This window comes from Nonomuraea sp. NPDC004186, assembly GCF_053603495.1.
In genome coordinates this window covers 17,643-41,979 of the sequence record NZ_JBSGFQ010000028.1, presented here as the reverse complement: position 1 = coordinate 41,979, position 24,337 = coordinate 17,643, and the positions used below count along the sequence as shown (strand labels likewise).

The window sequence follows — 24,337 nt, the reverse complement described above, 5'->3', positions numbered from 1 at the left end:
GAAAGGTGCGTACGGTGACCTGGCTGAGACGGGAACTCCTGTCCCGGCCCTATGCGGCCGACACTGTCCTGGCCGTGTGCGTGTATGCGATGACGCTGCTGGCGCCGGGCGCTCCCCCGCCGCCCGGCGCGGAGTGGCACCACCCGATGCGGCCCCTCACCACGTACGACATCGCGCTGGCCGCGGTCGTCTGCGGCGCGCTGGTCTTCCGGCGGCGGTGGCCCCACGCCGTGCTCGCCGTCACGGTCACCGGGTTCGCCGCCTATGCCATGATCGACGGCGCGCGGAGCGTGCTGGACCTGGCGTCGGCGATCGCGATGTACACGGTGGCCTCCCGATGCCCGCGCCGGCACGCGTGGATCTGCGGCGGGCTCGCCGCGCTGGTGGTCGCCGCGGCCAGGATCGTGTTCGGCGACAGCGCGTGGCTGGCACCCGAAGTGCTGGCGCCGATCGCGGCGATCGGCATGGCCACCGCCGTCGGGGACTCGATGCGCAGCCGCCGGGCGTACGTGGCCGCCATCGAGGAGCGGGCGCGCAGGGCCGAGGAGACGCGCGAGGAGGAGGCCGAACGCCGGGTGATGGAGGAACGGCTGCACATCGCGCGGGAGCTGCACGACGTTCTCGCCCACCACGTCGCGCTGATCAACGTGCAGGCGCAGGTCGCCGCGTACATGCTGGAGAGCGAGCCCGAGCAGGCCCGCGCGGCGCTGGGCCATGTCCGCGAAGCCGGCAAGGAGGCGCTGGACGAGCTGCGGACGACGGTGGGGCTGCTGCGCCGGCCGGGCAGCCGCGACGAGCTCCTGACCGAGCCCGCGCCGGGGCTGGAGGGGCTGCCGGAGCTGGCCGACTCCTTCACCGCCGCCGGGCTGAAGCTGGGCCGGCTGCTCTACGGCGATCCGAGGCCGTTGCCGGCCCCTGTGGACCTCGCCGCGTTCCGGATCGTCCAGGAGGCGCTGACCAACGTAAGCAAGCACGTGCCGCGGGCGACCGCCACCGTGCGGATCGAGTACGCCGCCGACGAGGTGATCGTCACCGTGACCGACGACGGTCGTGGGGGTGCCGGCGGGATCTCCCCCGGGTTCGGTCACGGCCTGATCGGCATGCGGGAGCGGGCGCTGTCGGTCGGCGGCACGTTCCTCGCCGGGCCCGTGGACGGCGGCGGGTTCCGGGTGCACGCCGTGCTGCCCACCTCCAGGGAGAACAGGCGATGACCGTCAACGTGCTGCTGGCCGATGACCAGGCGCTGGTCCGCGCGGGGTTCCGGGTGCTGATCGACTCGGCACCCGACCTGCACGTGGTCGGCGAGGCCGCCAACGGTCACGACGCCGTACGGCTGGCGCGGGAGACCATGGCCGACGTGGTGCTGATGGACGTCCGCATGCCCGGGATGGACGGTCTGGCCGCGACGAGGGAGATCACCTCCGACGAGGCCATGGCCGGGGTCCGGGTGCTGGTCCTGACCACGTTCGAGATCGACGAGTACGTCTTCGCCGCGCTGCGGGCGGGCGCCAGCGGCTTCCTCGGCAAGGGCGTGGAGGCCGGCGAGCTGCAGGAGGCCATCAGGGTGGTGGCCAGGGGCGAGGCGCTGCTGTCGCCGGCGGCGACCAGCCGGCTGATCACCCGCTTCCTGGCCGGCCCCGGCGTCTCTGCCCAGCACGTCCCCGAAGACCTCGCCGTGCTCACCGAGCGCGAACGGGAGGTGATGACCCTGGTCGCCTGCGGGCGTACCAACGACGAGATCGCCGACCTGCTGGGGATCAGCCGGGTGACCGCCAAGACCCACGTCAACCGGGCCATGACCAAGCTCAAGGCGCACGACCGCGCCCAACTGGTGATCATCGCCTACGAGACCGGCCTGGTCCGCCCCCAGCCCCGCTGATCGGCCGGGAACCGCGGGCGCGGTAGGCCCGCGCCCACGTCTACTGCGATCGCCGCAGTTCAGAACCCTCCTCCAGGCGGACGTTCCCCCGGGGCGGGGCCACGAGGCTTGAGGGGTGACCACGACGGCCCCGGCGCGGGGATCGCGCCCGGCGTCGTGCCGATCGCCGGTGATGGAGCCGTCCCACCGAGCGATCTGACATCCCTGCGAAGAGAAGTGGACAGCGATGACCGACACCACCTGCGGCCAGGGCGTCCTCCGTGACTTCCAGCGCTCGGAGCTGCCGAATCCCACGGTCGAGATCGTCATCCCCGTCTACAACGAGGAGCGCGCGCTCCCGGGATGCCTGCGCACCCTCCACGCGCACCTCCGTGAGCGGATGCCGTTCCCCTGGCGGATCACCGTGGCGGACAACGCGAGCCGTGACCGGACGCTGGAGGTGGCCCGGGAGCTGGCCGCCGAGCTGCCCGGCACGGACGTGGTCCACCTCGACAGGAAGGGGCGCGGGCTCGCACTGCGTACGGTGTGGGGCGCGAGCGAGGCCGACATCGTCGTCTACATGGACGTCGACCTGTCCACGCGCCTGGACGGGCTGCTGCCGCTGATCGCCCCGCTCGCCAGCGGCCACTCCGACCTCGCCATCGGCAGCCGGCTGGCCTCCGGCGCGCGCACCGTGCGCGGGCCGCGCCGCGAGCTGATCTCCCGCTGCTACAACGCGATCATCCGGCTCACCCATGGAGCCCGGTTCAGCGACGCGCAGTGCGGCTTCAAGGCCGCCCGTACGGACGTGCTCGGCCCGCTGCTCGAAAGGACGCAGGACGACGCCTGGTTCTTCGACACCGAACTGCTGCTGCTCGCCGAGCACAACGGGCTGCGCATCCACGAGGTCCCGGTCGACTGGGTCGAGGACGTGGACACCCGGGTCGACGTCGTCGGCACCGCCGTGGACGACCTGCGCGGGCTGTGGCGGGTGGCCCGCATGAAGGCTTCGGGCGCCGCACGGGCTCCGTTGCCGCGGCGCCCCGCCCCCGCCGCCGAGCACCCCGACGCCGTGCTGGCCCCCGCCAGGGCGGGCTCCCGCATCACCTGGGAGGTCGGCTGCTTCGTGGCCATCGGCGTGCTCTCGACGGCCGGTCAGGCCCTGCTCTACTGGCTGCTGCGCTCCTGGTGGCCGCCCGTGATCGCGAACCTGGTGTCGCTGCTCGTCCTCACCGTGCTCAACACCGAGGCCAACCGCCGCCTCACCTTCCGCTGGTCCGGCACGGGGGCCGGACGGGCGCACCTGGGAGCGGGGGCCCTCTTCCTGCTCGGGTACGTCGTCACCTCCGCCGCCGTGCTGCTGTTCCGCCAGGTCCAGCCCGACGCGTCGGCCGCGGCCGAGACGCTGGTGCTCACCGCCTCGTCCGTGCTGGTCACCGCCGTCCGCTTCGTGACGCTGCGCCTGGCCGTCTTCCGCCGTCCCACACCCTGATCGTCTTCGGAGAAGAAGAAGCACAGATGACCGACATCACCGAACTGCCGCCGCGTGCCGCCGGCCGTCGCCTGCCCGGCTGGGCGGCCCCGGCCGCGATGGCGGCGATCCTGCTCCTGGCCACCGGCCTGTACGGCTGGGCCCTCGGCTCCCTCGGCTGGGGCAACGGCTACTACTCCGCCGCCGTGAAGTCGATGGGCCAGAGCTGGACGAACTTCCTGTTCGGCGCCTACGACCCGGCCGGCGTGATCACCGTCGACAAGCCGCCGGCGGCGCTGTGGCCGCAGGTCCTCAGCACCAAGCTCTTCGGCCTGCACGGCTGGGCGCTGATCCTGCCCCAGGTGCTGGAAGGCGTCGCCACGGTGTTCCTCCTGCACCGCACCGTACGCCTGTGGGCGGGCGAGGCGGCGGGGCTGCTGGCCGCGCTGGTCCTCACCCTGACCCCGATCACGGTGGCGATCAACCGTGACAACAACCCTGACACCCTGCTGGTGCTGACGCTGGTGGCGGCGGCGTACGCGCTGACCCGGGCGCTGCGGACGGATTCCGGCCGGGCCGCCCTGCGCTGGTTGTGCGCCGCCGGGTTCCTGATCGGCCTCGGCTTCCTGACGAAGATGCTGGCCGCCTGGATGGTGATCCCCGCCTTCGCGGCGGCCTGGCTGGTCGGCGCGCGCGGCCCCTGGCTCGGCCGGCTGGCCAGGCTGCTGGCCGGGGGCGCGGTCCTCGCCGTGTCCTCCCTGTGGTGGATCGCGATGGTCGCGCTCTGGCCGGGGAACCGTCCGTACGTCGGCGGCAGCACCGACGGGAGCGCCTGGGACCTGGTCATCGGCTACAACGGCCTCGGCCGGGTCCTCGGCGGCGGGAGCGGCGGCGTCCCGGGCGGCTTCGGCATCTCCTTCGGCGGTGCGGCCGGTCCGGGGCGGCTCTTCAACGAGCAGGTCGGCGGGCAGATCAGCTGGCTGCTGCCGTTGTGCGGGGTGGCGCTGCCGCTGGCCCTGGCCGTCGCCGTACTGCGCCGGCGCGGGGTCGCGATGCCCGGTGAGCCGCTCGCCGCGGCCGGATGGGTGCTGTGGGGCACCTGGCTGGTGGTCTGCGGCGTGGTGTTCGCCACGCAGCAGGGGATCTTCCACCCGTACTACACGACGCAGCTGGCCCCCGCCATCGCCGCCCTCACCGCGGGCTTCGTCACGGCGCTGGCCCGCGCCCATCGGGCGGGGGCGCGCTGGGCGCTCCCGCTGGGGGCCGGGGCCGTCGCTGTGACCGCGGCCTGGGCCTGTGCCGTGATCGGGCGGGCCCCGTTCTGGAACGGCTGGCTGGTGTGGCCTGTGGGTGCGGCCGGGCTGGCGGCGGTCGTCCTGCTCCTGCTGTCCGCCGGCCGGCGACGGCTGCTGCCCGCCGCCCTCGGCGTGGCGGTCCTGGCGGTGCTGGCGGCGCCCGCGGCCTGGGCGATCAGCGTTCCCGGCACCACGTCGGCGCTGGGCGGCGCCAACCCCACCGCGGGGCCGCCGGCCATGCCCTTCGGCGGCGGTGGCGGAGCCGGCCCGGCTCCGGGCGGGCGCGAACTCCCGGGAAGGATGCAGCTCCCGCCAGGCATGGAACTCCCGGAAGGCATGGAACTCCCCGAAGGCTTTCCCGGCGGGAGCCCGGGCGACATGCCATCCGGACTCGCGGGCGGCTTCCCGGGAGGCTTTCCCGGCGGCGGCGCCGAGCTCACCTCCGACCAGCGCAAGATCCTCGACCATGCCGTCAAGAACTCCGGCTCCGCCCGGATCAAGCTCGCCGTCGAGGGTGGCGCCACGTTCGCCTCCACGTTCATCCTCGGCAGCGACGCCACCGTGATCGGCATGGGCGGCTTCATCGGCATCGACGACGCCCCGACCGTCCGGCAGCTGAAGGACTGGACGGGTTCGGGGCAGCTGCGCTTCGTACTGGGATCCGGCTTCGGCTCCATGATGGGCGGGTCGAGCACGAGCCGCTCGCAATGGATCAAGGCGAGTTGCGCCGAAGTCCCCGCCTCCGCTTATGGAGGAAGTCCCGCGACCGGCGGCCTCACCCTCTACGACTGCGGCCCGAAAAACTGACCAACAGAACCAATCTGGTCAGTTTGTCTATTAGGGTCGTGGTGACACGACAGAAAGGGAGTCGGCAATGAAGGACGCAGTCGGGCGTGCGCTGGTGGTGGGGCTCGGGATCGCGGGCATCGCCACCGCGCTGCGCCTGCGGCAGGTCGGCTGGGAGCCGGTGCTGGTGGAGCGGGCCCCGGCCCGCCGCTCGGGCGGGTACTTCATCCTGCTGTTCGGCACCGGTCTCGCCTCCGCTCAGCGGCTGGGCGCGCTGGAGGCGATCGGCGACCGCACTCCGCGGCTTCCCCCCTACGAGGTGAACCGGGCCGGTCGCCACACCGCCGGCATGAGCCTGGCCAACCTGCCAGGCAAGCCACGGGTGGTGCTGCGCGGGGACATCGAGCGGGCGCTGTTCTCCGCGCTGCCGGCCGACGTGGAGATCCGCTATTCCACCGTGCCCACCCGCATCGCCCAGGACGACTCCGCGGCGGAGGTCACCCTGCGCGACACCGCCTCCGGCGCCACCGTCACCGAGCGCTTCGACCTGGTGGTGGGCGCCGACGGGATGCGCTCGACCGTACGCAGGCTGGCCTTCGGCCCCGAGGAGCACCTGCGCCCGCTGAACTACATGATCGGCGCCACCGTGCTGGACCGGCCGGTCGAGGGCCTTGGCCAGGGGCAGGGCCTGACCCTGGCCGAGCCGGGACGCTCAGCGTGGATCTTCCCCTTCTCCGACCACCCGCCGGGCCTGCTGTTCTCCTACCGCACCGACGACATCGACGCCGAGTTCGCCCGCCCGCCGATCGAGTCCATCCGCGCCGCGTTCGGGCCGCAGCCCGCCGGACCGCTCCTGGAGAAGTTGTTCACGGCGTTCGAGCAGGCTCCGGAGTCCCTGTTCGACTCGGTGAACCAGGTGAAGATGCCGCGCTGGCACCACGGCCGGGTGGTCCTGGTCGGCGACGCCGCCTGGTGCGTGACCCTGTACGCGGGCATGGGCGCCTCCAGCGGCATCGCCGGAGGCGAGCTGCTGGGCACCATGGTGCAGCGCCACCCCGGCGACCTGCCCGGCGCGCTGCGCGCCTGGGAGGCCCGGATGCGGCCCTTCATCCAGACCGAGCAGAACAGCGCGCTGATCATGCGCAGGATCTTCACGCCGCACGACCGCAAGGAACTGATCATGCGCGGCGCGATGCTGCGCCTCATGCGCACGCCGGTCATCGGGCCGGCCATGGGCAAGATAATGAACGGCCCGGACATGAAGAACAAGACCTTCGACGTCGCCGCCGTGTGACCCGACCCCAGCCCGAAAGCAGAGGACAGCCCACGTGAGCCAGCTGATCGAGCGCCACTCGCGCAAAGCCGCCCGCATCCTGGACAGCGCGCGGGAGCTGGTGCTCGATCATGGCGTGCACAAGGTGACGGTCAGCGAGATCGCCCGCGCGGCGGGGGTCGGCAAGGGCACCGTCTACCTGTACTGGCCCGCCAAAGAGGACCTCATCCTCGGGCTGTTCGCCCGCGAACTGCTGGCCTTCCTGGACGAGATCACCAGCCGCGTCAGCGCCGACCCCGCCACCGTGCTGCCGCACCGCCTGGCCCCGCTGCTGGTCCGCACCGGGCTGAAGTTCCCGCTGGCACGCCGGGTGCAGAGCGGCGACGCCGATCTGCTGCGGCTGCTCACCCAGCAGGCCGGCGACCGCGAGTTGTTCGCCCGCACCACACCCGGCGCCCTGTGCGAGGCGGGCATGCCGATCCATCACCGCCACGGGCTGATCCGCCACGACCGGCCCCTGCCCGAGCTGACCTACGCCGTGCACGCCGTGCTCACGGGGTTCGGCGCCGCGCTGTCCGACCCGGCCACCGCCGCCCTCGGCGTCGATCCCGACCAGGTCCTCGCCGACACCGTGGCCCGGCTGCTCGAACCCGCCGTCGCCCCCGCCGACTCGGCCGTCGCCGCGGCCGCCGACGAGGTCCTCGCCTTCCTGCGCCAGATCCAGAAAGGCATGCTGGACCTCATCGAACGCAGCCAGACCCTCCAGCAGTGAACCGCGGCGCGGCGCCGGCTATCGGCGCGGGGGGTCGATGCGGGCGCCGTCGAGGGTGAAGATCATGATGCGGGATAGGTCGATCGCGACCTTGGCGGCGTCGCCCGTGCGCCAGACGGGGCGGTTGCCCAGGCGGACGATCAGGTCGGAGCGGCGGTGGATGCCGCTGTTCGGGTGCTGGCCGACCTGCTCCTGCTCCTGGTGCTCCTCCTCCCGCTGGGAGGAGAAGATCCGCCGTACCAGCCCCGACAGCTTCCCCGGGCCGCTCTTGTTCCCGTTGCTCCGCTGGCGCGGGTCCGGCGGCTCCGGCACCGGTACGGCGGGCACCCCGCACGCCAGGTACGCCAGCCACTCGTGCCCGTGGTACTCCAGCGCCCGCACCCGCCCGAAGAACGACGGCCCGTCGTACGACTCCTGCACCGGGGCCAGCCCGTCCGGGCGCATGCCCACCAGCACCTGCCCGCCGGTGTGCTGCGAGATCGCGTACGCCCTCGGATCGCTCCACGGCATCGTGAGCTGGTGCGGGCCGAAATCGAGCATGACGTACTGGTTCTGCGGCGTCCTGACAGTGGCCGACAACAGGTTCAACTGCTGGGAGTTGAGGAACGCCGCCACGAACGCGGTGGCTGGATCGTTGTAAATCTGGGAGGGGGTGCCGACGTCCTGGAGCACCCCTCGGTTCAGGATGGCGATCCGGTCGGCGAGTGTCAGCGCCTCCACCTGGTCGTGCGTCACGTAGATCGTGGTGACGCCGAGCGACCTGACCAGCGCCGAGATCTCCATGCGCAGCTCGGTGCGCATGCCCGCGTCCAGGTTCGACAGCGGCTCGTCCATGAGGAACAGCTTCGGCTGCCGGACGATGGCCCGCCCCATGGCCACGCGCTGCCGCTGGCCGCCGGAGAGCGTGCCGGGGCGGCGGTCCAGCGTCTCGTCGATGTGTAAGGCCTTCGACAGCTCGGTCACCCGCTCGCGCACCATCGCCGGGTCCGACTTGGCGATCTCCAAGGGAAAGGCGATGTTCCCGCGCACCGTCCGGTGCGGATACAGCGCGCCGTTCTGGAACACCATGGCGACGTCACGATCGCGCGGGGCCAGATGGTTGGCGATCTCGCCGTCCAGCCACAGGTCACCCTCGGTGATCTCCTCCAGTCCCGCGATCATGCGGAGCAGCGTGGACTTGCCGCAGCCGGAGGGTCCGAGGAGGACGAGGAACTCGCCGTCCTCAGCCCGCAGGCTCAACCGGTCGACTGCGAGGTAGTCGCCCGGATACACCTTGGACACTTTGTCGAGAACGACCGAGCTCATGGGCCCACACCTTGCGCACGTGTCACCTGTGACGGGGCTGATTGAAGAGGTAGTACATCGCGCCTTAACGCTAGATGTCCACCCTTGACATAAAGAATCTCCTGCGCAGGCGTTTCGGTCGAGGGCTTTGTGGGTTCTTACGCCGAAATTTCCGGATTGGAGGGGTATGTAAGGGCTTGCGTAAACTTGCGGCAAGGGATTTCATAGTCGAGACCGTCAGGGGGAGACTATGACCGCATGGTGGCGAGACGCCGCGATTTACCAGGTGTACGTGCGTAGCTTCGCCGACGGAGACGGCGACGGCGTGGGTGACCTGATCGGCGTTCGCGATCGCCTGCCCTACCTGGCCGGGCTCGGCGTCGACGCCATCTGGCTGACGCCCTTCTACACCTCCCCCATGGCCGACTTCGGGTACGACGTCGCGGACTACCGGGACGTCGACCCGCTGTTCGGATCGCTCGCGGACGCCAAGGCGCTCATCGACGAGGCGCACGACCTCGGCCTGCGGGTGATCGTGGACATCGTCCCCAACCACACCTCCTCGGCCCACCCCTGGTTCCAGGAGGCGTTGCGCGGCGAGCACCGCGATCGTTACATCTTCCGCGACCGGCCGAACGACTGGGAGTCGATCTTCGGCGGCCCGGCGTGGACGCGGGTCGAGGACGGGCAGTGGTACCTGCACCTGTTCGACCCCGCGCAGCCGGACCTCAACTGGGACAACGACGAGGTGCGCGGCGAGTTCGAGTCGATCCTGCGGTTCTGGCTCGACCTGGGCGTGGACGGCTTCCGCGTGGACGTGGCGCACGGCATGGTCAAGCCGCGCGACCTGCCCGACATCGGCCACCCGAACCAGACCACGCTGATCGGCAAGGAGCCGGTGCCGTACTTCGACAACGACGGCGTGCACGACATCCACCGCGCGTGGCGGCGCGTGCTCGACTCCTATCCCGGCGAGCGCATCGGCGTGGCCGAGGCGTGGGCGCCGACGGCCGAGCGGCTGGCGATGTACGTCCGCCCGGACGAGCTGCACCAGGCGTTCAACTTCCACTACCTGTTCACCCCGTGGGACGCCGCCGAGCTCAGGGCGGTGATCGACTCCTCGCTCGCCACGGCCGGCTCCGTGGGCGCCCCGACCACCTGGGTGCTGTCGAACCACGACGTCAAGCGGCACGTCACCCGCTACGGCGGCCTGGCCAGGGCCCGCGCGGCCGCGCTGCTGACGCTCGCGCTGCCCGGCTCGGTCTACGTCTACCAGGGCGAGGAGCTGGGCCTGCCCGAGGTGCTCGACCTGCCGGAGGAGGTGTGCCAGGACCCGCAGCGGCTGCGCGACCCCGACAGCGGCCGGGACGGCTGCCGCGTCCCGCTGCCGTGGACGCGCGAGTCCGGCTGGCAGGACCCGTGGCTGCCGATCCCGTCCGAGTGGGCCGAGCTGAGCGTGGAGGCGCAGGAAGGGACGCCCGGCTCGACGCTGGAGCTGTACCGGGAGGCGCTGGGGCTGCGGCGCGGGCTCAGCGGGGACCTCGTCTGGCACGAGTCGCCCGAGGGCACGCTCGTGTTCTCCAGGGGGCCGTACGTCTGTGCCGTCAACCTCACCGCGACGCCGGTGGACTTCGGGATCGACGGGGAGCTCCTGATCGCGTCGGATGTCCCTGGAGCAGGGGATTCGGCGGCCTGGTGGAAAGTAAAGTGAGTGGCATGAACGGTCACGCTCGCCTAGCCGACATCGCCGCCCAGGCCGGGGTGAGTGAGGCCACGGTCAGCAGGGTGCTCAACGGCAAACCCGGCGTCTCGGCCGCCACCCGCCAGGCGGTGATGACCGCGCTCGACCTCATGGGCTACGAGCGCCCGCCGCGGCTGCGCCAGCGCAGCAACGGGCTGGTCGGCCTGGTGACGCCGGAGCTGGACAACCCGATCTTCCCCGCGTTCGCGCAGGCCATCGAGAAGGCGCTGACCCAGCACGGCTACACGCCGGTCCTGTGCACCCAGCTGCCCGGCGGCGCGCCGGAGGACGAGTTCACCGAGCTGCTGGTCGACCGCGGGGTGAGCGGCATCGTGTTCATCTCCGGGCTCCATGCCGACAGCACCGCCCGCATGGACCGCTACACCCGCCTGACCGACCGCGGGCTGCCGATCGTGCTGGTCGACGGCTACAGCGAGCACATCGACGCGCCCTTCATCTCGCCCGACGACCGCATGGCCGCCCGGCTGTCCGTGCAGCACCTGGTCGACCTCGGCCACGAGCGGATCGGGATCGCGCTGGGGCCGCGCAGGTTCGTGCCGGTGATCAGGAAGATCGAGGGCTACAAGCAGGCCATGGCGCAGCTGCTCGGCGCGACCGACGTCGACGAGCTGATCGCCCACTCGCTGTTCTCCGTCGAGGGCGGGCAGGCGGCCGCCGCGCAGCTGCTGACCCGCGGCTGCACCGGCATCGTGTGCGCGAGCGACCTGATGGCGCTGGGCGCGATCCGCGCCTGCCGGGAGCGGGGGCTGTCGGTGCCGGGAGAGGTGTCCGTGGTGGGGTTCGACGACTCGCCGCTGATCGCGTTCACCGACCCGCCGCTGACCACCGTACGCAAGCCGATCGGCGCGATGGCGTCGGCGGCCGTGCAGACGCTGCTCGAAGAGGTGAACGGCGCCCCCGCCAAGCACGTCGAGCTGATCTTCCAGCCGGAGCTCGTCGTCCGCGGCTCCACCGGCTCCGGCCCGCTGGTCAACCGGTGACCCACGACATCTTGGTTCTCGGCGGTGCCGGGGTCGATTCGACGGTGTACGTGCCGGAGCTGCCGCTGCCGTACCGGGACACCTACCACGTGCCCCCCGTCGTCGACCGGATCGGCAACACCGGCGCGGGCGTGGCGCTGGGCTGCCACGCGCTCGGGCTCGCCGTCGCCTTCGCCGACCTGATCGGCGACGACCCGCAGGGCGCCCTGGTCCGTCAGGCGCTGCGCGAGGTCGACTGCTCCTTCGGGCCCGCCGCGGCGGGCACCCGGCGCAGCGTCCTGCTCGTGGATCCGGACGGCCGCCGCACCTCGCTCCACGACCCGAAGGCCACGCCGGACGAGCGGCTGCCGCGCGAGCTGTACGCGAACACGCGCGCCCGGCACGTCCACCTGTCGATCATGGACTTCTGCCGCCACGTCTACCCCGACCTCGACGGCACGCCGATCTCCACCGACCTGCACGACTGGGACGGCGCCAACGACTACCACAAGGACTTCGCCTACCGGTCCGACCTGGTGTTCCTGTCGGCCACCGCGCTGGCCGACCCGGCCGCCACGATGCGCGACATCCTCGGGCGCGGCCGCGCCCACACCGTCGTCTGCACGCGCGGGGCCGACGGCTGCCTCGTCCTGACGCGCGACTCCGGCGTGCGCGCCTTCCCGGCCGCGCCGCTGCCCGGGCCGGTGGCCGACAGCAACGGCGCGGGCGACGCGTTCGTCTCCGGCTTCCTGTACGGCACCTTGCGCGGCCGGTCGCTGGAGGAGTGCGTACGGCTGGGCGCGGCAGCCGGGGCGCACGCGTGCACGGTCGCCGGCACGCACGAGTCCCCGATCACGGAGTCCGCGCTGCTGGCTACGTTTTCGCGGTAGACGACTGATCCAGCTCCCGCCAGGCCCGGCAGACGAACGGCGGGATGGACGTGATCAGGTAGAGGCTGGTGAACGCGTAGAGCGTGGTCCGCAAGCTGGTCAGCTCGGTGAGGGAGCCGGCCAGCAGCCCGCCGGCCGGCATGGCCGCGTACGCGGCGGCCGTCATGGTGCCGAGCGCCCGCGCTCTCATGGGGGCGGGGATGCGGCCGAACTGCAGGATGCCGAGGATCGGGTTGATCGCGCCGGCCGCGAACCCGGACAGCGCGGCCGTGGCGAGCGCCACGGGGAACGGCGCTCCGAGCGCCAGGACCAGTACGCGCGGGACGCCGGCGATGAGGAAGCACACTCCGTAGGTCAGCCTCATGGGTAATCGTTCGCCGGCGGCCCCGTACACGATGGTCCCCGCCACGGCGCCCGCCCCGAGCGCGCCGGTGAGCAGGCCGAACGCGCGGGGGTCGCCTGCCACGTCGCGGGCGTACAGGGCCAGCAGCACCTGGGTCACGCCCGTGTCGAGCATGTTGACGACCACGATCATGCTGGTGGCGCTCATCTGCAGGCGGTCGCGCCAGAGGAAGGCCAGGCCGTCGCGCAGGTCGCGGATGTAGCCGCCGGATTCGCGTTCGCCGTTCTCGATGCGCGGGACTCCGCCGGCGATGAGCGCCGCCGACAGGAGGAAGGTGACGCCGTCGACGATGAGGAGCGTGCTCGGTCCCGCCCAGAGGATCAGGATGCCGGCGAGCGGGGCGCCCACCATGGTCGCGCCGCGGCTGGCGCCGTCGTACGCCGCCGTCGCGTGCTCGATGCGGACGCGGCCGAGGGCCGACAGATCGGGCAGCATGGCCTTGCGCGCGGTCTCCCCCGGCGTGGCGGCCAGCCACCGTACGAACAGCAGGAGCAGCAGGAGCGGATAGGACAGCCCGGTCGTCAGGAACAGCGCCGGAACGGCGAGGACGACCACCCCGCTCACCAGGTCGGACACCACGCTCGCCCCGCGGAACCCCAGCCAGTCCACCAGCGTGGCGCCGAACGCGGCGGAGATGACGATGGGGAACGTGGTGGCGAAGGCGGCCAGCCCCGTGAGCCCGGCGCTTCCCGTGGTCTCCAGGACGAACCAGGGGACGGCGAGCATGGAGAGCACGTTTCCGGTGACGGACAGAGCGTTGGCGGACAGCAAGGTGATGAATGGACGCCTCACGCGTAATGCCCCCGGCATCGTCTCCCGCTTCAGCGTTCCTCACGGTCGGCGTGCGGTCAAGGGAGGGTTCCGTGGCCGGGGCCCGTCGCCCGACGCGCGGCGGCGGGCTCAGCCCGGCCGGTGGGTGGACAGGCTGGCGTGGTGGTCGGCGCCCGCGGGGCCGTGCGGGTCGGTGTGGACGGTGGCGGCTCTCAGGCGCGGGAGTTCGTGGATGAGCCGGTGCTCGGCCTCCACCGCCACCGCGTGGGCGTCCACCACCGACATGTCATGATCTACCAGGATCTCCACCTCGGCGTGCAGGGCGTGGCCGATCCAGCGCAGGCGTACGGAGCCGACGCGGTGCACCCCGTCCACCGCGCCCAGGATGCTCTCGGCGCGGTCCACGAGGGCGGGGTCCACGGCGTCCATGAGCCGGTGGTAGATCTCGCGGGCGGCGTCCCGCAGCACGAAGCAGATGGCGAACGTGATCAGCAGGCCCACGATCGGGTCCGCCAGGGGGAAGCCGAGCGCGGCGCCGCCCGCGCCCAGGAGGACGGCCAGCGAGGTGAAGCCGTCGGTCCTGGCGTGCAGCCCGTCGGCCACCAGGGCGGCCGAGCCGATCTCCCGGCCCACCCTGATCCGGTAGCGGGCCACCCACTCGTTCCCCGCGAACCCGACCACCGCCGCCCCGGCCACCCATCCGACGGCCCGGAGGTCCTGGGGGTTCAGCAGCCGGGTGACGGCCTCGTATCCGGCCAGGGCCGCCGAGGCGGCGATCAGCAGGACGATGACGATGCCCGCGAGGTCCTCGGCCCTGCCGTACCCGTAGGTGAAGCGCCGGTTGGCGGCGCGGCGGCCGAGCGAGAACGCGATCGCCAGCGGGACGGCGGTGAGCGCGTCGGCCACGTTGTGCAGGGTGTCGCCGAGCAGCGCCACCGACCCGGAGGCCACGACGATCACCGCCTGAACGGCGGCGGTGACCATCAGGACGGCGAACGAGACGGCCAGCACGCGCATGCCGCGGCTGCTGGTCTCCAGGGCGGCATCGGTCTTGTCGGCGCTGTCGTGGGTGTGGGCGCTGAGCGGATTGTGCGCCGCGACAGCGTGCCCTACCCGGGCGACCCACCCGCGGCTCTCTCCGAGATGCCCGTGTCCATGTCCGTGTGGCGTATGGCCTCTGTGGTCAGTCATGGCATTCCTCGCTTGCGCAATTCGACCCTTTTGACCAGGATATGTAGTCATGTACGCACGCGAAAACGTCTCAGGTGCCGACCAGTCGCAAGAGCAACCCACTCCCGCTCAGGTGAACGCGGCGGTGGACGCCTTCCGCATGCTCAGCGACGGCACCCGGCTGAGGCTGATGTGGTTGCTGTCATCGGGCGAGAAGGATGTGAACTCGCTTGCCGAGGCCATCGGCGTGCCCCGCCCGTCCGTGTCGCAGCACCTCGCCAAGCTCCGGCTGGCGGGACTGGTGGACACCCGCAGGGACGGGCGTCGCGTGCTGTACAGCGCACGCGACTCCCACGTACGGGCTCTCATAGCGGAGGCCCTGTTCCACGCCGGCCACGAGGTGTCCGGCCTGCCCCGCCACGCCTAGCCGGTTGCCGCCCCGGGCCGGGCGCGGGCGGCCAGCTTGGCGACCACGTCCACGATGCGGGCGGCGCGCTCCAGCTCGGCGCGGTGGAACACCGGCCCGTCCGCCCTGGCGACCACCAGGTGCAACCCCTGCGCCACCACCGGCAGCAGCATCAGGCGCAGTTCATTGGCGTCCAGGGTGGCGGCCCGCGGCGGGGGTTCCGGCAGGTTCAGCTCGAACTTCTCGGGGGCGGCCAGCGAGGCGTGCCGTACGGCACCGTCGGCCAGGGCCACCGACCACTCCGCGCCGCACAGCCCCGGCAGCGCGTCCACCAGCGCGGCGAATCCCCGGGCGGGCTGGGACACGACGTGCATGAGAAGGTCATAGTCCAGCGCCGAGCCCGGCACCTCCTTGGTCGCCCAGACGCCCTCCACCCGTACGCCCGGCATGGCCGACAATCGATCGCGAGCCTCTGAGGCGGTCACCGGCCCAGGCCAGGAAACAGTGAAATCGTCCACGGCCCGTCCGGCCTCGCGTTCGAGCACGGTGACCTGCAGGATGTCCGCGCCCAGCGCTCCAAGAGACTTGGCGACCTGGCCAAGGCCGCCCGGCCGGTCCGGCAGCGACACCCTCAGTCGCAGCAGCATTGCCGCCCCCTTTCAGAGGCTCTCACAGTGCCGTGGAAAAGTTTCGAGCATGTTCCACGGATATGTCGCGCATGCTGCGGTTATATCCCAGCATGCAGCGTTAAGTCCGGAATGTCGATAAAGGGCTGTCGCAGGTTTCCGCAGGTCATGGTACGCCCCTCCCCCGCCCCTCCAACCACCCCGAACCGCCCACCGGACCGAGGTCTCACGCCCTGCACCGGCCATCCATCACAACCCCACGACACGCGATCTCACCCCCTTGAATACGCCCTCGCCACCCGCCGTACAAGAGCACCGAGCCCCACCGCGCCACGTCCCGCCGACGCGGCGCGGCGGAGGCCACCCGCCGTGACCAGCCGCCGTGATCTCCGCACGGTGGACGTGGCGCCGCAGCGCGCTCGCCGGGGCGGGCCGACCGGCCGGGAGCGCGGAGCGGGCGGTGGCGGAACCGCCGGAGCGCGGAGCGGGCAGGGGCGGCGGGGCGGGCGGGGGCGGGGTTCAGGCGAAGACGTCCTGTTGGTAGCGGCCGGAGGACTCCAGCTCGGCCAGCCACCCCGCCCCGTCCTCCCCCGTCCGTGACCGGTAGATGTCCAGCAGCGTCTGCCGCACCGCGGGAGCCATCCGCAGCCCGTCACCGCAGACGTACACGTACGCCCCCTGGGAGAGCAGCTCCCACACCTCCTCGGCGTGCGCCGCGACGGCGTCCTGGACGAACCGGTACGGATGGCCGGGCACGGCGGAGTACGCGGCGTGCGCGGGCACGCCCCAGCGGGCCAGGTCGTCCGCGTACAGCTCGTCGTGCCGGGGATGGCGGGAGCCGGTGAAGACGGCGGCGCGGCCGGGAGCCCCGGCCAGCAGGCGCTCCTCGATGAAGCCCCGCAGCGGCGCGAAGCCGGTGCCGGGGCCGATGAGGATCACCGGCGTGGCCGGGTCGTCCGGCAGCCGGAACGGCGGCGCGGGCACGCGGATGTAGCCGTAGAACACCTCGCCCTCCTTGAGGGCGGCGAGGTAGGCCGAGCACATCCCCTGGTAGGTGCCCGAGCCGGACCAGGCCGGGCCCTCGACGAGGCCGACGGTGAGGCGTACGAGCGAGGGGTCGGCCAGCGGCGAGGAGGAGACGGAGTAGTAGCGCGGCTTGATCGGCCCGGCCATCTCCAGGAACACCGGCAGCGGCAGCTCGATCGCGGGGAAGCGGTCGAGCAGGGTGAGCGGGGAGACGCGCTTGGCGAGGATCTCGTCGGCGTAGTTCGCGGTCAGCTCGGCGAGCTGACCGCTGGTCCAGGGGCAGGCGGTGTGCGCGGCCAGCGCCTCCAGGTCCGACCTGGTGGCCACCTCCTGCAGCTCGGCGAACTCGGTCAGCAGCAGACCCGCCGTGACCGCCGTGTCCACGGGCAGGTGGGTGGATCCGGCGGCGCGCAGCCGTACCACCTGGTCGCGGGGGACGCGCAGGCAGCGCAGCGCCCACTCCACCAGCTCGGGGTCGTTCTTGGCGAAGACGGCCACGTGGTCGCCCGCCGAGTAGGTGACTCCTTCGGGCAGCCGGGCCACGATGGAGCGCACGCCGGGACGCGGCGCCTCGGTCGAGAAGTCCCAGAGGCCGGTCGGGTCGGAGGTCAGCTCCTCGTTGGAGACGACGGTCAGCGGGAACGCGCGCGAGGAGACGACCGAGGGCCTGACCTCGGCCTCGCTGAGCACCTCCATCTCGTAACGCGGCCCGGCGCTCTCGGTGGAGGCCGAGTACTCCTCGGCCAGCGCCGCCCACAGCCCGGCCGTCCAGGCGGTCACGTCGCCGTCGAAGTCGCCGTCCGCGTCGGCCTCGCCGCGCTCGATCAGCGGCACCGCTCCGGCGGCCGTCAGCTTCTCGTACGCGCGCTTCGGGAACTCCTGGTACGTGGGCCACTGCGTGTTCCCGCAGCCCAGCACGGCCAGCCGGACCCCGGACAGATCGGGCAGCGCCTCCAGCGCGTCGAAGCGCTGGGCGTTGTCGGGGGCCTTGCCGTTGTAGGAGGAGGCGACCACGATCAGCAGGCCCTCGCTCGGCGGCGTCATGTCGTCGAGGGAGGTCAGCGTCGTGGCGAAGCCCGCGCGGCCGGCCCGCTCGGCCAGGCGTTCGGCGATGTCGGAGCTGGTGCCGAGGTTGGAGCCGTAGGCGACGGTGAGAGGCACGCCGGTGACGGCGATCTCCTGCTGCGCGCTCTCCTCGACCTCCTGGGCCACGACGACGGTCCGCTCGTGCGCCCGCCGCTCGCGGACCCTGAGCGTGAACCCGTCGGGCTTGAGGGTGAGGGTCTGCTTGATCTTCATGCGGTAGACGCTCGGGTCGGAGATCGCGAACCGCCGCAGGATCATCGCCAGCGCCAGCCTGGCCTCGGTCAGCGCGAACTGGCGGCCGATGCAGGCCCGCTCGCCGTTGCCGAACGGCTTGTACGCCCCGGGGTGATGGCTCTGCTTGTTCTCCGGCAGCCAGCGGTCGATGTCGAACTCGTCCGGCCGCTCCCACGCCTTGGGGCTGCGGTGCAGCACCGGCAGCAGCACGATGACGCCCTGGTCCCTGGCGATGGGGTAGCCGCCGATCGTGGTGTCCTCGACCGCGCTGACGCTGAACCCCGGGATCGGCGACCAGTGCCGCAGGGTCTCCTCCAGGACGCGCGCGATGACGTCGAGCTTCATGATCGTCTCGTACGTGGGCGGCTCGTCGCCCGGCAGCAGCCGGTCCACCTCCTCATAGGCGCGGGCCAGGGTGTGCGGCTCACGCAGCAGGTTGTAGAGGGCGAAGGAGAGCAGGCCGCTGGTGGTCTCGTGGCCGGCGATGAGGAAGGTGAGGACCTGGTTGCGGATGTTCTCGTCGGACAGGCGGGCGCCGCTCTGCGGGTCGGACGCCTCCAGCATGAGGCCGAGCAGGTCCTTGGAGCCGGTGACGCCCTCGGCGCGGCGCTGCGTGATCACGTCGTCCACCAGCGACTGCATGGTGGCGATGTCGCGCCGGTACGCCTCCTCGCGCCCGCGCTTGAGCTTGGTGACGAACGGCAGCTGCTGGTTGCGCAGCATGGCCTCGGTGAGCGCGCCGCCCATGGCCTGCAGGAACGGGTGCAGCTCGGGAGAGTCGAAGGAGTTGAACCGGTAGCCGAACCCGGTGAGCGAGATCGTGTCCAGGGTCAGCCTGGTCATGTCGTCGGCGACGGGCAGGTCCTCCCCCTGGCGGGCGGCCCACGACTCGACGAGCTGCTCGGCGATCTCGAGCATCTGCCCGTAGTAGGCCTTCATGGCCCGCTGGCTGAAGGCCGGCATCAGGATGCGGTGCGCGTGCCCCCACACCGGCTCGTCCGGGTCGGCCGTGAACAGCCCGTCACCGGCGAAGTCGCGCACGATCGTCAGCGGCGGCTTGATCCGCTTGACGAACCGGCTCTCGTCGCACACCTCGGCGACCAGGTCGGGGTCGTACACCACCACGACCGTGCGGCCGACGATCTCCAGCCGGTAGATGCCCTCGTCGTAACGGGTGGCGACCTGGGCGAAGTGCTCCATCGGCGAGTGAGAGGGAATCTGCAGCGTGTTGCCGAGGATGGGCAGGCCCTGCGGGGCGGGGATCTCCGCCATGATTGCTCCCTTCGAGTAGCCATACACCGTATGGCTGACGCTACCATACGGTGTATGGCAGTGAGCGCACGCAGGGGCGCACCCCTGACCCTCGACGAGATCGGCACCACGGCGGTGCGCCTGATGGACGAGAGCGGGGTGGACGGGCTGTCCATGCGCAAGCTGGCGGCCGAGCTGAACGTCAACCCGATGTCGCTCTACCACCACGTGGAGAGCAAGGACGCGCTGCTGGCGCTGGTCTGCGCCACGACGGCCGAGCGCATGCACGTCCCGCCGGACGACGGCGCCCCGTGGGAGGAGCAGCTCATGGCGCTGGCGCTGGACTATCACCGGCACGCGAAAGAACACCCCGCCATATGGAGATATGTCCACACCCATCCGAGGCTCGTCGCCGACCGGCGGCTGCCCGTCTGGCAGACGCTCTACCGCATCCTGCGGCTGGCGGGGGTGCCGGAGTCGGAGCTGCGGCGGACGAGCGACATCCTGCACGCGTTCGTCTCGGGTTTCATCCTGGCCGAGACCGAGGGACACATGTCGGACGATCCCGAGGAGATCGGCCGCACCTTCGACGCGGCCATCCAGCTGATCATCGACGGCCTCGCGCGCTCCACCTCCTGATCAAGGGGGTCCGTTGGAAAATCAAACCCACCGGGTTTAGAGTGGGTTCAGTTTTCCAACTGATGAGGAGGGCGCTGTGCGTGATGCCGTCATCGTGCAAGCCGTACGTACTCCGATCGGCAAGGGCAAACCGGGCGGCGGCCTGTCCGCGATCCACCCGGTGGACCTGCTCGCGCACACGCTGCGCACCCTGATCGAGCGCAGCGGGGTGGACCCGTCCCTGGTGGACGACGTGATCGGCGGCTGCGTCGACCAGGTGGGCGAGCAGGCCATGAACACCACCCGCAACGCCTGGCTGGCGGCCGGCCTCCCGGAGTCGGTGCCCGCGGTCACGGTGGACCGGCAGTGCGGTTCGTCACAGCAGGCGGTGCATTTCGCCGCCCAAGGGGTCATGTCCGGCGCGTACGACCTGGTGGTGGCGTGCGGCGTGGAGTCGATGAGCCGGGTGCCGATGTGGTCGAACGTGCCCGCGGGCGCCGACCCGTTCGGCCCGGCGCTGGCCGCGCGCTTCCCCGGCGGCCTGGTGCCGCAGGGCATCAGCGCGGAGCTGATCGCGGCCAAGTGGTCGCTCAGCCGCGAGCAGCTCGACGAGTTCTCCGCCGGCTCGCACCGCAAGGCCGCCGCCTCCTCCTTCGCCGGCGAGCTCGCGCCCGTCGGCGGCCTCGACCGGGACGAGTCGGTACGCCCGAGCACGACGCCGGAGATCCTGGCCGGGCTCAGGCCCGCCTTCACCGATCCCGGTTACGCCGAGCGGTTCCCGCAGATCGACTGGTCGGTGACCGCGGGCAACAGCAGCCCGATCAACGACGGGGCGGCGGCCGTACTGGTCACCACCTCGGAGACGGCGGCCCGCCTGGGCCTGCGGCCCCTGGCCCGCATGCACAGCTTCGCCGTCGTCGGCTCGGACCCGATCCTCATGCTCACCGGCGTCATCCCGGCCACCGAGAAGGTCCTGCGCCGCGCGGGGCTGAGCCTCGCCGACATCGACCTGTTCGAGGTCAACGAGGCGTTCGCGAGCGTCGTGCTGGCCTGGCTCCAGGAGACCGGCGCCGACCCGGCCAAGGTCAACGTCAAGGGCGGCGCCATCGCCCTCGGCCACCCGCTGGGCGCCAGCGGCGCCCGCATCGCCACGACCCTGGTCCACGCCATGGCCGAGCGCGGCGCCCGCTACGCGCTGCAGACCATGTGCGAGGCGGGCGGCCTCGCCAACGCCCTCATCCTCGAACGTCCCTGACAACACCTTTGGAGCAGTCGTCATGAAGATCTCCGGCAGCGTCGCACTCGTCACCGGCGCCAACCGCGGCCTGGGCGCCGCCTTCGCCCAGGCCCTCCTGGACCGGGGAGCCCGCACGGTCTACGCGGCCGCCAGGAACCCCGCCACGATCACCGGCACGAACCTCACCCCGATCGAGCTCGACGTCACCGACCCGGCCGCCGTCGCGGCCGCGGCCGAGCGCTGCGGCGACGTGGACCTGCTCGTCAACAACGCCGGCATCTCGCGTTCCGGCAGCTCGGACCTGGACTCGGCGCGCGCCGAGATGGACACCAACTACTTCGGCACGCTGTCCATGAGCCGCGCCTTCGCCCCCGTCCTGGCCCGCAACGGCGGCGGGGCGCTGGTGAACGTCCTGTCGGTGCTGTCGTTCATCACGTTTCCCCAGGCGAGCGGGTACGCCGCGTCGAAGGCGGCGGCGTGGTCCCTGACCAACGCCCTGCGGCTGGAGCTGAAGGAGCAGGGCACCCACGTCCTTGGGGTGCACGCGGGCTACATCGACACCGACATGGCCGCCCACGTCACCGGACCCAAGATCACCCCCGAGGAGGTCGTCGCGCAGGCCCTCGACGCCCTGGAGACCGGGGCCTACGAGGTGCTGGCCGACGCCATCAGCCGGCAGTCGAAGGCCGGGCTCTCGGGCGAGCTGGAGCACCTCTACCCGGTGCTGGCCGCCGGCAGCTGACGCCTCAGTCGCTCGCCTCCCAGACGGCCTCGAACGCCTGCTCCGTGATCTCGGCCAGCTCCCAGACCTCCAGCGGCTGGTCGGTGAGGAAGCCGTACTCGTCCTGCAGGTGGCGCCACCAGTAGCGGCGGGCGGTCCGGTCGGCGCTCACCAGCACCTGCCTGATCGCCCACTGTTCGAGGCCGTCGCCCTCGACGCTCTCGAACAGCCAGGCCCGCCCGTCCTCGTCGCCCAGGTGCCAGTAGCGCCGGGGGACGTCGGACTCGGCGAGCTGCCGCACCAGCGGCTGGCGAAGATCTGGAAGCACCCGTCCACTCTAGAACGGGCGCAGCCCGCCGATGGCGATCTCGGCGGCGCGGGCCATCGAGGCCACGATCTCCTCATCGGACTGGCCGGCCTCGCGGGCGGCGCCGCCCGCCCCCTGGACCGCGCCCACGAACGCCCCCGCCACCGCCGCGGCGCTGATCGGGTCGAGCTCGTCGGGGAAGGCCTCCAGCAGGTGCCGGGCCACCTCGCGCTGCACCCCGAACATCATGTGCAGGGCCTTGGCCTGGATGGAGGGCACGGTCGCGACCAGGTGGTCGTAGACCTTCGTCAGCTCGCGGTCGCCCGCCAGCGGGCCCTTGGTCAGGTAGTGGGCGATGACCCGGTCGTAGGTCTTGAGCAGCACGTCGGCGACGCGGTCCGACGGCTCGCGCTCGGCGACCACGCCGGCCATCTGCTCCATGTACTCCAGGACCTCGGCGAACAGCACGTCTTCCTTGGTCGGGAAGTAGTTGAAGAACGTCTTGGTGGCGACGTCGGCCGCGGCGGCGATCTGCGCGACGGTCGTCTGCTCGTATCCCTGCTCGGCGAACAGCCTGAGCGCCGTGCCGACGAGCAACTGCCTGGTCTGCCGCTTCTTGCGCTCGCGCCGGGACTCCTCCATGGCATGCAAGCTTACACTCACTGCATCTTTACACTCGCCAGGCGGAGGAGCCTTTCCCACTGTCCGGGGTTGCGGTCCTTTGGGGGGAATGGGGAGCGCGGCAGACCGCGCCCCCGGCGTCCATGGGTATGGCGGTGCCACGTGGCCCAGGAGTCCCCGCACCGGCGCAGGGGGCGACGCCGATGCGGGAAGGGCCAGGAGGGGCGCGTCAGCGCTGGTAGGCGCCTGCGTCGGGCGCGCCGGCCAGGGGCCTGCCGACCATGTCCTTGCCGAGCGCCTTGCCGCCGTACCACGCGGGGTTGAGGGTCAGGCCGCGGCCGAGCGCCGGCGAGCCGGGCCGCAGCCGCAGGTCGGTACGGGAGACGAACTTCGGGTCGGCCACGATCGACTTCGGCCCCAGCTTGAACTTGTTCACCCGGCCCTGGTAGACGCTGCCGCCCTCGTCGGCCCCCTTGCCGTCCTCCCAGCCGGCCTCGCCGCCCACCACGATCACGTTGTTGCGCAGCTTCAGGATCGACGGGGCGCAGCCGTCGTGGCAGGACCAGCCGATGGTGTCCCGGGCCGGCAGGTAGACCGAGTTCTGGACGGCGATCGTGCCCTTCACGGGCCCGACGATGTGGCGCGGGCCGCGGGTGATGAGGAACGAGCCGCGGCTGCGGGAGGAGGTCACGACGTTGAAGGCGAACACGTTGCCGGTGGCGGTCTTGCCCTTCTGGGCGCCGAGCTCGGTGAACGTCTCGTTGTTCCTGGAGATGTTGTGGGTGACGCGGTTGCGGTCGCCGTCGAAGATCTCGACGGCGGCCCCGTCGGTGCCGTAGTCGGCGCTCTTGGCGTAGCTGCCGGTGATGGTGTTGCCGGTCACGAGGTTGTCGTCGCCGTTGAGCAGCACGCCGAAGGCGCCGGAGTCGTTGTCGCCGCCCTCGTCGTTGACGCTCATCCGGTTGTTGTCGGTCAGGACGCTGTCGCGGATGACGTTGCGCGAGCCGGACGGGGTGACGTAGACGCCCGCGATGTTGCCGTCGGCCTGCACGCCGGCCAGCTCGTTGCTGTCGCCGGCGACCTCGAAGCCGGCCCAGCGGCAGCGGGAGGCCCGCAGGCCGCCGACGCGCCAGTGGTCGCCGCTGAGCACGACGCAGTCGTCGTCCATGCCGCTGATCCTGGCCAGCGGGCCGGTGCCGTACGCCTGGATGACGATGGGCCTGGCCGCGGTGCCGTTGGCCTCCAGCTTGAGCGGGCCGGTGAAGGAGCTGCCGCGCTTGAAGCTGACCGCGTCGCCCGGCTTGAGGTCGGCGGAGTTGACCTTGTCAAGGGACTTCCACGGCGCGGTGGCGCTGGTGCCCGCCGCGTCGTCGTTACCCGACTTCGAGTCCACGTAGTACGTGGTGCCCGCCAGCGCGTGGGCCGAGGCCGCAGGCGAGAAAGCAGGCAGGACAGCCGCCATGACGGCTACGGGCAGCAACCTCATTCGAGCACACCACTATCGAGTTGG

The 24,337-nt window shown here is 71.7% G+C and carries 21 protein-coding genes; 13 read left to right on the top strand and 8 right to left on the bottom strand.

Features of this window, described 5'->3' with window-relative positions:
* Positions 1-14 precede the first annotated feature (14 nt).
* From ACWEPL_RS23110 to ACWEPL_RS23085, 6 genes are all read left to right on the top strand, one after another.
* Positions 15-1,211 (top strand): sensor histidine kinase, encoded by a 1,197-nt coding sequence (locus ACWEPL_RS23110; RefSeq protein WP_452437416.1) that lies wholly within the window; start codon positions 15-17, stop codon positions 1,209-1,211.
* A complete protein-coding gene (locus tag ACWEPL_RS23105) occupies positions 1,208-1,879 on the top strand; it encodes a response regulator transcription factor (RefSeq protein ID WP_350726879.1) in 672 nt (223 codons plus the stop codon). The genes ACWEPL_RS23110 and ACWEPL_RS23105 overlap by 4 nt, the downstream gene beginning before the upstream one ends.
* Before the next feature lie 226 nt (positions 1,880-2,105).
* Positions 2,106-3,350, top strand: coding sequence for a bifunctional glycosyltransferase family 2/GtrA family protein (locus tag ACWEPL_RS23100; RefSeq protein ID WP_363964303.1), 1,245 nt, complete (start codon positions 2,106-2,108; stop codon positions 3,348-3,350).
* Between the two features lie 26 nt (positions 3,351-3,376).
* Positions 3,377-5,431 (top strand): glycosyltransferase family 39 protein, encoded by a 2,055-nt coding sequence (locus tag ACWEPL_RS23095; RefSeq protein WP_452437415.1) that lies wholly within the window; start codon positions 3,377-3,379, stop codon positions 5,429-5,431.
* Between the two features lie 67 nt (positions 5,432-5,498).
* Positions 5,499-6,704, top strand: coding sequence for an FAD-dependent monooxygenase (locus ACWEPL_RS23090; protein ID WP_452437414.1), 1,206 nt, complete (start codon positions 5,499-5,501; stop codon positions 6,702-6,704).
* Positions 6,705-6,738: 34 nt separating this feature from the next.
* Entirely contained in the window at positions 6,739-7,455 is a 717-nt protein-coding gene (locus ACWEPL_RS23085; RefSeq protein WP_363964297.1) for a TetR/AcrR family transcriptional regulator, read from the top strand.
* Positions 7,456-7,473: 18 nt separating this feature from the next.
* Here ACWEPL_RS23085 and ACWEPL_RS23080 read toward each other — a convergent pair whose 3' ends face one another.
* Positions 7,474-8,760, bottom strand: coding sequence for an ABC transporter ATP-binding protein (locus ACWEPL_RS23080; RefSeq protein ID WP_363964295.1), 1,287 nt, complete (start codon positions 8,758-8,760; stop codon positions 7,474-7,476).
* 229 nt (positions 8,761-8,989) lie between these two features.
* On the opposite strand from ACWEPL_RS23080, the gene ACWEPL_RS23075 reads away from it, so the two are divergent.
* The 3 genes from ACWEPL_RS23075 to ACWEPL_RS23065 are packed head-to-tail and all read left to right on the top strand — an operon-like array spanning position 8,990 to position 12,350.
* Positions 8,990-10,450 (top strand): glycoside hydrolase family 13 protein, encoded by a 1,461-nt coding sequence (locus ACWEPL_RS23075; protein ID WP_452437413.1) that lies wholly within the window; start codon positions 8,990-8,992, stop codon positions 10,448-10,450.
* A gap of 5 nt (positions 10,451-10,455) precedes the next feature.
* Positions 10,456-11,481, top strand: coding sequence for a LacI family DNA-binding transcriptional regulator (locus ACWEPL_RS23070; RefSeq protein WP_363964291.1), 1,026 nt, complete (start codon positions 10,456-10,458; stop codon positions 11,479-11,481).
* Complete coding sequence (locus ACWEPL_RS23065; RefSeq protein WP_452437412.1) at positions 11,478-12,350, top strand: carbohydrate kinase family protein; 873 nt, start codon at positions 11,478-11,480, stop codon at positions 12,348-12,350. The genes ACWEPL_RS23070 and ACWEPL_RS23065 overlap by 4 nt, the downstream gene beginning before the upstream one ends.
* Here ACWEPL_RS23065 and ACWEPL_RS23060 read toward each other — a convergent pair.
* Together ACWEPL_RS23060 and ACWEPL_RS23055 are read right to left on the bottom strand one after the other, a co-directional pair.
* Positions 12,334-13,545 (bottom strand): MFS transporter, encoded by a 1,212-nt coding sequence (locus ACWEPL_RS23060; RefSeq protein WP_363964287.1) that lies wholly within the window; start codon positions 13,543-13,545, stop codon positions 12,334-12,336. The two genes, ACWEPL_RS23065 and ACWEPL_RS23060, sit on opposite strands and share 17 nt — an antisense overlap.
* A 108-nt stretch (positions 13,546-13,653) precedes the next feature.
* Positions 13,654-14,715, bottom strand: a complete 1,062-nt coding sequence (locus tag ACWEPL_RS23055; protein WP_452437411.1) for a cation diffusion facilitator family transporter — start codon at positions 14,713-14,715, stop codon at positions 13,654-13,656.
* A gap of 49 nt (positions 14,716-14,764) precedes the next feature.
* Here ACWEPL_RS23055 and ACWEPL_RS23050 point away from each other — a divergent pair, with 49 nt between their 5' ends.
* Positions 14,765-15,121: an ArsR/SmtB family transcription factor gene (locus tag ACWEPL_RS23050; RefSeq protein WP_363964283.1), complete on the top strand. Its 357-nt coding sequence runs from the start codon at positions 14,765-14,767 to the stop codon at positions 15,119-15,121.
* On the opposite strand, the gene ACWEPL_RS23045 is transcribed toward ACWEPL_RS23050, so the two are convergent.
* Positions 15,118-15,747: an ACT domain-containing protein gene (locus ACWEPL_RS23045; protein ID WP_350726867.1), complete on the bottom strand. Its 630-nt coding sequence runs from the start codon at positions 15,745-15,747 to the stop codon at positions 15,118-15,120. The two genes, ACWEPL_RS23050 and ACWEPL_RS23045, sit on opposite strands and share 4 nt — an antisense overlap.
* Positions 15,748-16,245: 498 nt before the next feature.
* Positions 16,246-19,344 carry a bifunctional cytochrome P450/NADPH--P450 reductase gene (locus tag ACWEPL_RS23040; RefSeq protein WP_452437410.1) on the bottom strand — a complete coding sequence of 1,033 codons (3,099 nt, stop codon included), beginning with the start codon at positions 19,342-19,344 and terminating at the stop codon, positions 16,246-16,248.
* 54 nt (positions 19,345-19,398) lie between these two features.
* On the opposite strand from ACWEPL_RS23040, the gene ACWEPL_RS23035 reads away from it, so the two are divergent.
* From ACWEPL_RS23035 to ACWEPL_RS23025, 3 genes are all read left to right on the top strand, one after another.
* The gene (locus ACWEPL_RS23035; RefSeq protein WP_350726865.1) at positions 19,399-19,962 is read left to right on the top strand and encodes a TetR/AcrR family transcriptional regulator; all 564 of its coding nucleotides are present in this window, start codon (positions 19,399-19,401) and stop codon (positions 19,960-19,962) included.
* A 76-nt stretch (positions 19,963-20,038) separates the two neighbouring features.
* The gene (locus tag ACWEPL_RS23030) at positions 20,039-21,196 is read left to right on the top strand and encodes a thiolase family protein (RefSeq protein ID WP_452437409.1); all 1,158 of its coding nucleotides are present in this window, start codon (positions 20,039-20,041) and stop codon (positions 21,194-21,196) included.
* A 22-nt stretch (positions 21,197-21,218) separates the two neighbouring features.
* Positions 21,219-21,920, top strand: coding sequence for an SDR family oxidoreductase (locus ACWEPL_RS23025; RefSeq protein WP_452437408.1), 702 nt, complete (start codon positions 21,219-21,221; stop codon positions 21,918-21,920).
* A gap of 4 nt (positions 21,921-21,924) precedes the next feature.
* On the opposite strand, the gene ACWEPL_RS23020 is transcribed toward ACWEPL_RS23025, so the two are convergent.
* The 3 genes from ACWEPL_RS23020 to ACWEPL_RS23010 form a co-directional block, all read right to left on the bottom strand.
* Complete coding sequence (locus ACWEPL_RS23020) at positions 21,925-22,227, bottom strand: hypothetical protein (RefSeq protein WP_355192318.1); 303 nt, start codon at positions 22,225-22,227, stop codon at positions 21,925-21,927.
* Between the two features lie 9 nt (positions 22,228-22,236).
* A complete protein-coding gene (locus tag ACWEPL_RS23015) occupies positions 22,237-22,848 on the bottom strand; it encodes a TetR family transcriptional regulator (protein WP_363964276.1) in 612 nt (203 codons plus the stop codon).
* 208 nt (positions 22,849-23,056) lie between these two features.
* Positions 23,057-24,313 carry a right-handed parallel beta-helix repeat-containing protein gene (locus ACWEPL_RS23010; protein WP_452437407.1) on the bottom strand — a complete coding sequence of 419 codons (1,257 nt, stop codon included), beginning with the start codon at positions 24,311-24,313 and terminating at the stop codon, positions 23,057-23,059.
* Between the last annotated feature and the right edge of the window lie 24 nt (positions 24,314-24,337).

Excerpts from the sequence above, each read along its gene's own strand:
- ACWEPL_RS23100 (WP_363964303.1), top strand. The coding sequence starts at position 2,106 with ATGACCGACACCACCTGCGGCCAGGGCGTCCTCCGTGACTTCCAGCGC.
- ACWEPL_RS23015 (WP_363964276.1), bottom strand. The coding sequence starts at position 22,848 with ATGGAGGAGTCCCGGCGCGAGCGCAAGAAGCGGCAGACCAGGCAGTTG.
- ACWEPL_RS23105 (WP_350726879.1), top strand. The coding sequence starts at position 1,208 with ATGACCGTCAACGTGCTGCTGGCCGATGACCAGGCGCTGGTCCGCGCG.
- ACWEPL_RS23010 (WP_452437407.1), bottom strand. The coding sequence starts at position 24,313 with ATGAGGTTGCTGCCCGTAGCCGTCATGGCGGCTGTCCTGCCTGCTTTC.
- ACWEPL_RS23050 (WP_363964283.1), top strand. The coding sequence starts at position 14,765 with ATGTACGCACGCGAAAACGTCTCAGGTGCCGACCAGTCGCAAGAGCAA.
- ACWEPL_RS23070 (WP_363964291.1), top strand. The coding sequence starts at position 10,456 with ATGAACGGTCACGCTCGCCTAGCCGACATCGCCGCCCAGGCCGGGGTG.
- ACWEPL_RS23035 (WP_350726865.1), top strand. The coding sequence starts at position 19,399 with ATGGCAGTGAGCGCACGCAGGGGCGCACCCCTGACCCTCGACGAGATC.
- ACWEPL_RS23095 (WP_452437415.1), top strand. The coding sequence starts at position 3,377 with ATGACCGACATCACCGAACTGCCGCCGCGTGCCGCCGGCCGTCGCCTG.
- ACWEPL_RS23090 (WP_452437414.1), top strand. The coding sequence starts at position 5,499 with ATGAAGGACGCAGTCGGGCGTGCGCTGGTGGTGGGGCTCGGGATCGCG.
- ACWEPL_RS23045 (WP_350726867.1), bottom strand. The coding sequence starts at position 15,747 with ATGCTGCTGCGACTGAGGGTGTCGCTGCCGGACCGGCCGGGCGGCCTT.
- ACWEPL_RS23075 (WP_452437413.1), top strand. The coding sequence starts at position 8,990 with ATGACCGCATGGTGGCGAGACGCCGCGATTTACCAGGTGTACGTGCGT.
- ACWEPL_RS23040 (WP_452437410.1), bottom strand. The coding sequence starts at position 19,344 with ATGGCGGAGATCCCCGCCCCGCAGGGCCTGCCCATCCTCGGCAACACG.
- ACWEPL_RS23055 (WP_452437411.1), bottom strand. The coding sequence starts at position 14,715 with ATGACTGACCACAGAGGCCATACGCCACACGGACATGGACACGGGCAT.
- ACWEPL_RS23080 (WP_363964295.1), bottom strand. The coding sequence starts at position 8,760 with ATGAGCTCGGTCGTTCTCGACAAAGTGTCCAAGGTGTATCCGGGCGAC.
- ACWEPL_RS23025 (WP_452437408.1), top strand. The coding sequence starts at position 21,219 with ATGAAGATCTCCGGCAGCGTCGCACTCGTCACCGGCGCCAACCGCGGC.